Origin of the sequence: Borreliella bavariensis PBi (assembly GCF_000196215.1) — a bacterium.
GTDB lineage: Bacteria > Spirochaetota > Spirochaetia > Borreliales > Borreliaceae > Borreliella > Borreliella garinii.
This window is the reverse complement of sequence record NC_006128.1, coordinates 19,966-27,108: the sequence shown is the minus strand read 5'-3', so window position 1 is coordinate 27,108 and position 7,143 is coordinate 19,966. Positions and strand designations below refer to the sequence as shown.

At 25.9% G+C, this 7,143-nt stretch carries 7 protein-coding genes; 4 read left to right on the top strand and 3 right to left on the bottom strand.

Annotated features, from left to right (window positions below; translation table 11 throughout):
• Positions 1-43: 43 nt before the first annotated feature.
• The gene (locus BG_RS04370) at positions 44-1,672 is read right to left on the bottom strand and encodes a PTS transporter subunit EIIC (protein WP_011187143.1); all 1,629 of its coding nucleotides are present in this window, start codon (positions 1,670-1,672) and stop codon (positions 44-46) included.
• Between the two features lie 300 nt (positions 1,673-1,972).
• Positions 1,973-3,217: an ankyrin repeat domain-containing protein gene (locus BG_RS04365; protein ID WP_044007971.1), complete on the bottom strand. Its 1,245-nt coding sequence runs from the start codon at positions 3,215-3,217 to the stop codon at positions 1,973-1,975.
• A gap of 111 nt (positions 3,218-3,328) precedes the next feature.
• On the opposite strand from BG_RS04365, the gene BG_RS04360 reads away from it, so the two are divergent.
• Complete coding sequence (locus tag BG_RS04360) at positions 3,329-3,880, top strand: hypothetical protein (protein ID WP_011187141.1); 552 nt, start codon at positions 3,329-3,331, stop codon at positions 3,878-3,880.
• Positions 3,881-3,889: 9 nt separating this feature from the next.
• Here BG_RS04360 and BG_RS04355 read toward each other — a convergent pair whose 3' ends face one another.
• Complete coding sequence (locus tag BG_RS04355) at positions 3,890-4,585, bottom strand: ImmA/IrrE family metallo-endopeptidase (protein WP_011187140.1); 696 nt, start codon at positions 4,583-4,585, stop codon at positions 3,890-3,892.
• Positions 4,586-4,631: 46 nt separating this feature from the next.
• Between BG_RS04355 and BG_RS04350 the strand changes: the two genes are divergently transcribed.
• From BG_RS04350 to BG_RS04340, 3 genes are all read left to right on the top strand, one after another.
• Positions 4,632-5,144 carry a hypothetical protein gene (locus tag BG_RS04350; protein ID WP_044007970.1) on the top strand — a complete coding sequence of 171 codons (513 nt, stop codon included), beginning with the start codon at positions 4,632-4,634 and terminating at the stop codon, positions 5,142-5,144.
• Entirely contained in the window at positions 5,119-5,625 is a 507-nt protein-coding gene (locus BG_RS04345; protein ID WP_011187138.1) for a hypothetical protein, read from the top strand. Before BG_RS04350 ends, BG_RS04345 begins: the two co-directional genes overlap by 26 nt.
• Before the next feature lie 67 nt (positions 5,626-5,692).
• Entirely contained in the window at positions 5,693-7,048 is a 1,356-nt protein-coding gene (locus BG_RS04340) for an NCS2 family permease (protein WP_011187137.1), read from the top strand.
• Positions 7,049-7,143: the final 95 nt, after the last annotated feature.

Sequence of the window (7,143 nt, the reverse complement as noted above, 5' to 3'; positions counted from 1 at the left end):
ATTTTTCTATTGGATTAGTTGTTTTTATATTTTTTAAAAAAATTTACATAAGCTTGTCGATTTCCATTTTTATGTTATCTGATAATCCTCCAAATACAATTTGGACACTATTTCCTTTTTTTAACATTCCGCTAGCACCCAGATGCTTAAAATAGGCATCTGATTTGATGAATTCTATTTGTTTTAGATTAATTCTTAGTCTTGATGCACATGCGTCAATATATGTAATATTATCTTTTCCTCCAAGACCTTCTAATACCTTTGAAGCAGTTTCTGATAAATTTGTTTTTTCCAAACTTATTTCATCTTTTTCCATTTCTTCATCTTCTCTTCCTATTGTTTTAAGATTGAATTTCATGATTACAAATTTAAATATAAAGTAAAATCCAATAAAGTAGAAGATTCCTAAGATAGGAATTGCTATCCAATTTGTTTTACTATTCCCCTGAAGTATTCCAAATAGAAACATATCTATAAATCCTCCAGAAAATGTTAGTCCAACCCCTACGTTTAAAAGGTGTGTTAAAAGATATGCCAATCCAAAAAGAGGAACATATATAAAGTAATAAAGTGCTGGTGCTGCGAAAAGGAATGCAAATTCAAGAGGTTCTGTAATTCCTGTTAACATTGATGTAAAGCTAGCAGATATTAGCAATGAAGCTACGTTTTTTTTATTTTCAGGCTTTGATGTATGGTACATAGCAAGTGCAGCCCCAGGTAGTCCAAAAATCATAACAACAAATTCTCCGCTAAAAAACCTTGTTCCCTTTGCAACTTCAAAATGTACAGTATTGGGATCTGCAAGTTGTTTGAAGAATATATTTTGTGCTCCTGATATGAGTTCTCCATTTATTTCCATTGCCCCACCAACAGCTGTTTGCCAAAATGGCAAATAAAATATATGGTGAAGTCCAAATGGAATTAAAGATCTTTTTATTGCTCCATATACAAATGTTCCAAAAAGCCCAGATTGTTCTACAATGTTCCCAAACGAAGTCATTGCACCTTGGATAAAAGGCCAAATAAATGTTAAAAATATTCCTACAACAAACATTGTCATTGTGGTTATGATTGGCACAAATCTTGTGCCTCCAAAAAATGCTAAAAATGTGGGTAATTGAATATTATAAAATCTGTTATGAAGAAAGACAGCAACAAATCCTGCTATCAGTCCTCCCATTACGCTCATTTGAAGAGAGAATATTCCAAGTACACTTGTATATTCCTGACTTTTGGCAGTTGCAGCTGTTTCAGGCATTCCTAATTCCAATAGTGCTTTTAAGCTTGCACTTTCTGGTGTGATTCCTTGTATGTACAAGATTCCATTTATAGTTTGATGCATAACTAAAAAGCCGACTACTCCCGCTAAAGCAGCTGTTCCTTTTTCTAATTTAGCAAGTCCGATTGGAATTGCTGCTGCAAACATTAAAGGTAAGTTAGCAAAAATTACTTCTCCTGTATATTTCATAAGATAAAGTATTGAGTTGGCTACACTTCCTTTCCCAAGGATTTCTTCTAATCCATAAGCCTGAATCATTGTCTCATTAGTAAATGCGCCTCCGATTCCCAATAAAATTCCAGCTGCTGGTAAAAGTGCTATAGAAAGCATGAAGGCTTTTCCTACTTTTTGCAATATTGTAAATATAGATATAGATGCGGATGATGTTGACATAATTTTCCCCTTTTTATTAAGTGTAAATTAATTAATTAAAATAATTAATTTGAATAATACGTTTAATATCTTAACAAGATTTTTTAATCTTGTAAATATTGGTATTGATAAATAATAATATTAAATTGCTGTTTAGAAGCTTTTGTATTTCTAAAAAGTGTTAAAGATTGTTTTCAATTTAATTTCATACTATTTATTAGTAAAGCATTGGTTGTAATCTCTGTTCACATTACAATTATTTCAAGTTAAATTTAGAGCTTAATAAATCAGATCAATTTAGCTTAGAATGCTGTTATCATGCTAAATGCCCATTAAATATTTATAGATTTCACCAGTTTTATCAGAGTAATCTATAGGTAGTTTATTGTCTATATCTCTGATATTTGGATTAGCGCCTTTTTTAATAAGTGATTTAATAAATTTTAATTCATATTTTTGAATTATGGCATTATGCAGAGCTGTTTGAGCGCTTTGATTTGTTAAATTAATATTAAATTCTTTTGTTATTAAATAATTTATAATACTTTTTGCTTTTACAGTTATGGCATAAGTAAATATTGGATTGCCGTTAGAAAATATTGTATTTAATGAAATAATATTATTATTTTTTGCTAAAAATTCTTTAAAATCATCAAGTTTATCATTTTCAGTTAAATGTTGTAGTTGCTTTTTTTTCTCAATGTATAAACCATACTCTTTTTTGATTTTTATTGTCTTAAGAAAATTATCTTTATTTTCTTGTAAGTCTATGTAATAAGGGCTAGTCTCTATATTATTTTTATAATATTCTATGGGAGTGATAATATTATTTTCATTTAAATAGTAAACATTTATTAACTCTTTGAAGTGTATATTTTTAGTTTCTGGGATTAGATCAAATCTAACTGTGTGGCTTTCAAATTTTTTAAAGGGAATTAAATTGTAATTTTGATCGTAAAACAGTAATTCTGTTATTTGTCCGTTTGTATTTTTTATAACAGGAATAATATTTCCATTCTTATCGATACTTATTTCTGTATTTTCTCCATTTAGAATAGGTAATTTATACTTATTATAAGTAGGAGTAATATTTTCTTTTATTTGCTCTATTTTTTGTTTAATTTCTGAATTTGTTGCTTTGATATAATTTTTATAATTTGTTTGAATTTCATAAGAGCTTTTCCCTATGTTTTTAGCGTATTTTTCAAAACTAGCATTAAACACTGTATATATTGGATCAAATTTTGACATTAATTCCATTCGTATTGGTACTGGAAAATTTAGTAGGTATTTTTGAAAAAATTGTTCGTTTATTTTATGTATTTCAAAAAATTCTTTTTCAAAAATATTAAAATTTTCCAATAATTGCTTTTCAGTGAAGTAATAAGATAAATTTGAGCTGATAATAAAAAGAGTAAAAAAAGTTAAATAATATAAAAAGTATAAGTTTTTTAATTTATCTCTGATTTTATTTCGTAAGTTTTTATTGAAAATTGTAAAAGACAAAAATCCAATAACAAGATATCCAGAATATAGAAATATTTTGCTTAGCGCATAATAACTCATTTGACATCCTTTTAAAGTTTATTTTTATATTATATCAAAATATTTATATATTTTTATTTACTTTACTTTACTTTACTTTATTTTACTAAAAGCATACAATTAAAGCATTAAATGAAGAAGTTTTTAATTACTGCTTATTTTTTATTGCTTTGTGGTTGTTCAACGATTTCTTTGGTTAAAATACCAGAAAAAGATAAAATAAATTTAACTACTTTAAAATCTTTGATGAATTATCCTGACTTGAAGATTGCAAATTTTAAAATAAAAGACTACGAACATTTATATAGTTCATCTGATTTTGAAAGTTTGGATGATGTAAAAAATAGTGCTTATATTTACGTTGCTGAATCCAATTTTAATAGCAATATTAATTTGATTAAAGACCTTTTTATTTATAATAAAAAGTTATATGGAATACTTATTGCCTATAGTTTAACTCAAGGCGCATCTTTTAAGGCAGAAGTTTTATCTTATCTTGAAAAACAAAAAATTATGAAGAATTTTTCATTAAAAATAAATTTTCCAACTGCTAAGAAATTTATGGACAATAAGTATTGGATCGTAATTGCAAAAAACCATTTAGATTCTCTTATTAAGAGTAAAGATTATTTAGTCTTGGCCAACGTGAAGATGGAATATATACTCAAAAAGTTTTTAACCTAGAAAAGCTTTTTATTCTAGATCTTCAAATATTTTTTTAATTCGTTCTTTTTTTTCAAGTTCATGTTTTTCTAAATCAAGAGCTATTGATTCTTTAATTTTATCTGTCTTATGGAGGTAAATGTTAGCTTCTATTTTATGTTTTGCGTTTTTAATTTTTAAAAATTTTTTACTCTTTTTCATTTTGTCTATTTTATTAAGATCATTAAGTATGCTTAATTTTAAATAAATTGTATTTTCGGTTACTTGAAATTCTTTTGCTATTGTTTTTTGAGGGTACTCTCTAGATTTATATTGAGATAATTTTAATTTTAATGTGGTTGTTGGAACTAAAATGTTTGCTGCAAATATATTGGCTTCTGTTGCCATTTGACTATCTTGAGTATCATTATAATAGTTTTCATTTTTAGATAGATTTTTCATTTGATCTTGATGCATTAAATAATGCCCTAAGTGTTTTGCTATTGTAAATCTTTTATTTTCAAGACTCATGTTTTCATTTATATATAAAGATTTTTTATTTAATTGAATATATCCTGAAAAATCTTTATGTTTATCTTGAAAACTTATTTCAAAAATTTTCAGATCTTCTTCCATAGCAATTTTTATTATAGGAACAGGAATAAGTAATATTTTATGTTTTAATATTAAATAATCCGAATAGACTTTGGAATTTTCAATATAAGAGCTGAAGGTGTTTTTATTCATTTAATATAAATACTCTCCTTTCTGTATTGTATAATATAAGTTAATTATGAAATATAGTTTTTTTTTGATTTTAATGGTTTTTATTTGTTCTTCTTGCAAGATTTTAAATATTGCTGAAGACTTAGAAAAGAATTTTGAAAAAATTGAAAGAGCAGATTATTTTCTTTATTTTTATCCAGATAGTCAAATTTACATTAAAAAAGATAAAGCCAATAATAAATTTACTGTTTTTTTAAATGTTATGCTAGACTCAAATTTAAATTTTACTAAAGGTTATTTGAAATTAATTCAAGATAATAAATATATTGGAAGCATTGCTATTTCTAAAGTAGTTAGTATTGGAAATTTTAAGTTTTTATACATTAATATTGATAAAGACAATTTCTCTCTTATGTCAAAAGCTTTAACTCCTTACAAAAAGCTAGTCTTTTTATTAAATGATGATTCTTTTCAAGTTTGGACTAAGGACACTTTAGAATATGATCCAAGGTTTATTGATGTTAATTTCAAGAATACAAAAAATACTTTAGAATATGCATTTAAAAATAAAATTTTATAAAAAAACTGACACATTATTGACGGTCTTGAAAATTTTTAAAAAACATTTATTGTTTTTTTATTTAATATTGTTAATATTGTCTTGTTCTACAATCTCTTTTGACGGTATTCCTGAATTAAGAAAAAATTCCAAATACATTAAATTAATTCAAGAGAATAATAAAATTTCTTTAAGACATTATTTTACTGTTTCTAATAAGTGGAATTTAAGGTACAAAGAACCTTTATTTTTAAAAGTTGAAAATGATATAATTGCCTTATTTTTATTTAATCGTTATAAGTTAATTGATCATAAATATCTTCAAACCTTTTTTAGTGTTGGAAAAGATATTTCTTTAAAAGCTTATTTAAAGCTTATTAAAGCTAGAAAATTTGTTATTATAAATAGTTCTGAAAGGGTTATTAAAACTATTGTATTTTCAAACTTACCCGACAGCGAAAATATTCTTTTTCAGAATAATATGATTAATAAAATTCAATAAACCTTTAAAAAAATGAAAAGGTTAATGGTTATTGGCAATATTTTTAAACAATACAAAGGAAGGTTTTATGGGAAAATATGTAAAAGGTTTATTTTTTCAATTTAAAAACAGTGATATTAACTATAAAAAGGAAATTTTCGCAGGCATTACTACTTTTTTGAGTATGTCATATATTATAGCTGTTAACCCGGCAATACTATCTAACACAGGTATGCCAATTGGCGCGCTAGTCACTGCAACCTGTCTAACAGCAGCATTCTCTACCATACTAATGGGGCTTTATACTAATACTCCTTTAGCATTAGCTTCTGGAATGAGTTTAAATGCATTTTTTGCATTTTCTGTGGTAATTGGCATGAATATTCCTTGGCAAGTTGCATTAACCGCTGTTTTTATTGAGGGACTAATTTTTATTATCCTTTCCTTTTTAAGAGTAAGAGAGCAAATTATAAATTCCATACCAGTAAACTTAAAATACTCTATCACAGTTGGAATAGGACTTTTTATTGCTTTTATTGGTTTTGTCAATGGTGGAATTATCATTAAAAATGATGCCACATTGGTTGGAATCGGATCATTCATTGACTTAAAAGTTTTATTTACATTTTTAGGATTATTTTTTATTGTAATTTTTGAACAATTAAATGTAAGAGGAAGTATACTTTGGGCAATTATTATAGTTACTCTTACAGCTTGGATGTATTCAATATTTAATTTAGAGGGTGCCAAATCTATTGGTATAAATCTTCCTAATGGAGTTCTAAAATTTGAATCTATTGGGCCAATATTTAATCAATTAGATTTTTCTTATGTTTTGAGTGAACATTTTTGGACTTTTATATCAATAGTTTTTATTTTCTTATTCAATGATTTATTTGATACTGTAGGTATTTTAATAAGCGTTACAACAAAAGGCGGCATGTTGGATAAAAACGGAAAAATTCCTAATGCAAAAAAAATATTACTAATCGACGGTATTGCTACTGCTTTTGGAGCAATAATGGGGGTTTCTACTGTTACTACTTATATTGAAAGTTTTACAGGAATTGCTGAGGGTGGTAAAACAGGTCTTGCTTCAATTGTAACTGGATTATTATTTTTATTTGCAGTTTTTTTTGCCCCTTTGTTTATTGCCGTTCCTGCTAGCGCAACTGCTGCAGCTTTAATATATGTGGGATTTTCAATGTGTAGAGAGCTAATAAAAATTGATTTCTATAATATTAGAGAAAATATTTCTAGCTTTTTAATATTTTTTTTGATTCCTCTAACTTATAGCATTTCTTCAGGATTTTTTGTTGGAGCCGTATTTTACATTTTAGTAAATTTAGCATTTAATCTCTTGAGCAAAGAAAAGATTAAAATTTCTCCTATAATGCTAATATTGTGCTTAATTTTTATTATTAAATTTGTTTATGGCTATTAATGTTTCCTTTAAATTTAATTTATCAGCACATTTTACTAATAAATTAAAATCTAATAAATGGTGTTGGTTTAATTTTTGATATAAAATAAAATCTA

What these genes read in the sequence shown, in the direction of transcription:
- BG_RS04350 (WP_044007970.1), top strand. Translation starts at nt 4,632, where the DNA reads ATGAAATATAGTTTTTTTTTGATTTTAATGGTTTTTATTTGTTCTTCT.
- BG_RS04370 (WP_011187143.1), bottom strand. Translation starts at nt 1,672, where the DNA reads ATGTCAACATCATCCGCATCTATATCTATATTTACAATATTGCAAAAA.
- BG_RS04345 (WP_011187138.1), top strand. Translation starts at nt 5,119, where the DNA reads ATGCATTTAAAAATAAAATTTTATAAAAAAACTGACACATTATTGACG.
- BG_RS04355 (WP_011187140.1), bottom strand. Translation starts at nt 4,585, where the DNA reads ATGAATAAAAACACCTTCAGCTCTTATATTGAAAATTCCAAAGTCTAT.
- BG_RS04360 (WP_011187141.1), top strand. Translation starts at nt 3,329, where the DNA reads ATGAAGAAGTTTTTAATTACTGCTTATTTTTTATTGCTTTGTGGTTGT.
- BG_RS04340 (WP_011187137.1), top strand. Translation starts at nt 5,693, where the DNA reads ATGGGAAAATATGTAAAAGGTTTATTTTTTCAATTTAAAAACAGTGAT.
- BG_RS04365 (WP_044007971.1), bottom strand. Translation starts at nt 3,217, where the DNA reads ATGAGTTATTATGCGCTAAGCAAAATATTTCTATATTCTGGATATCTT.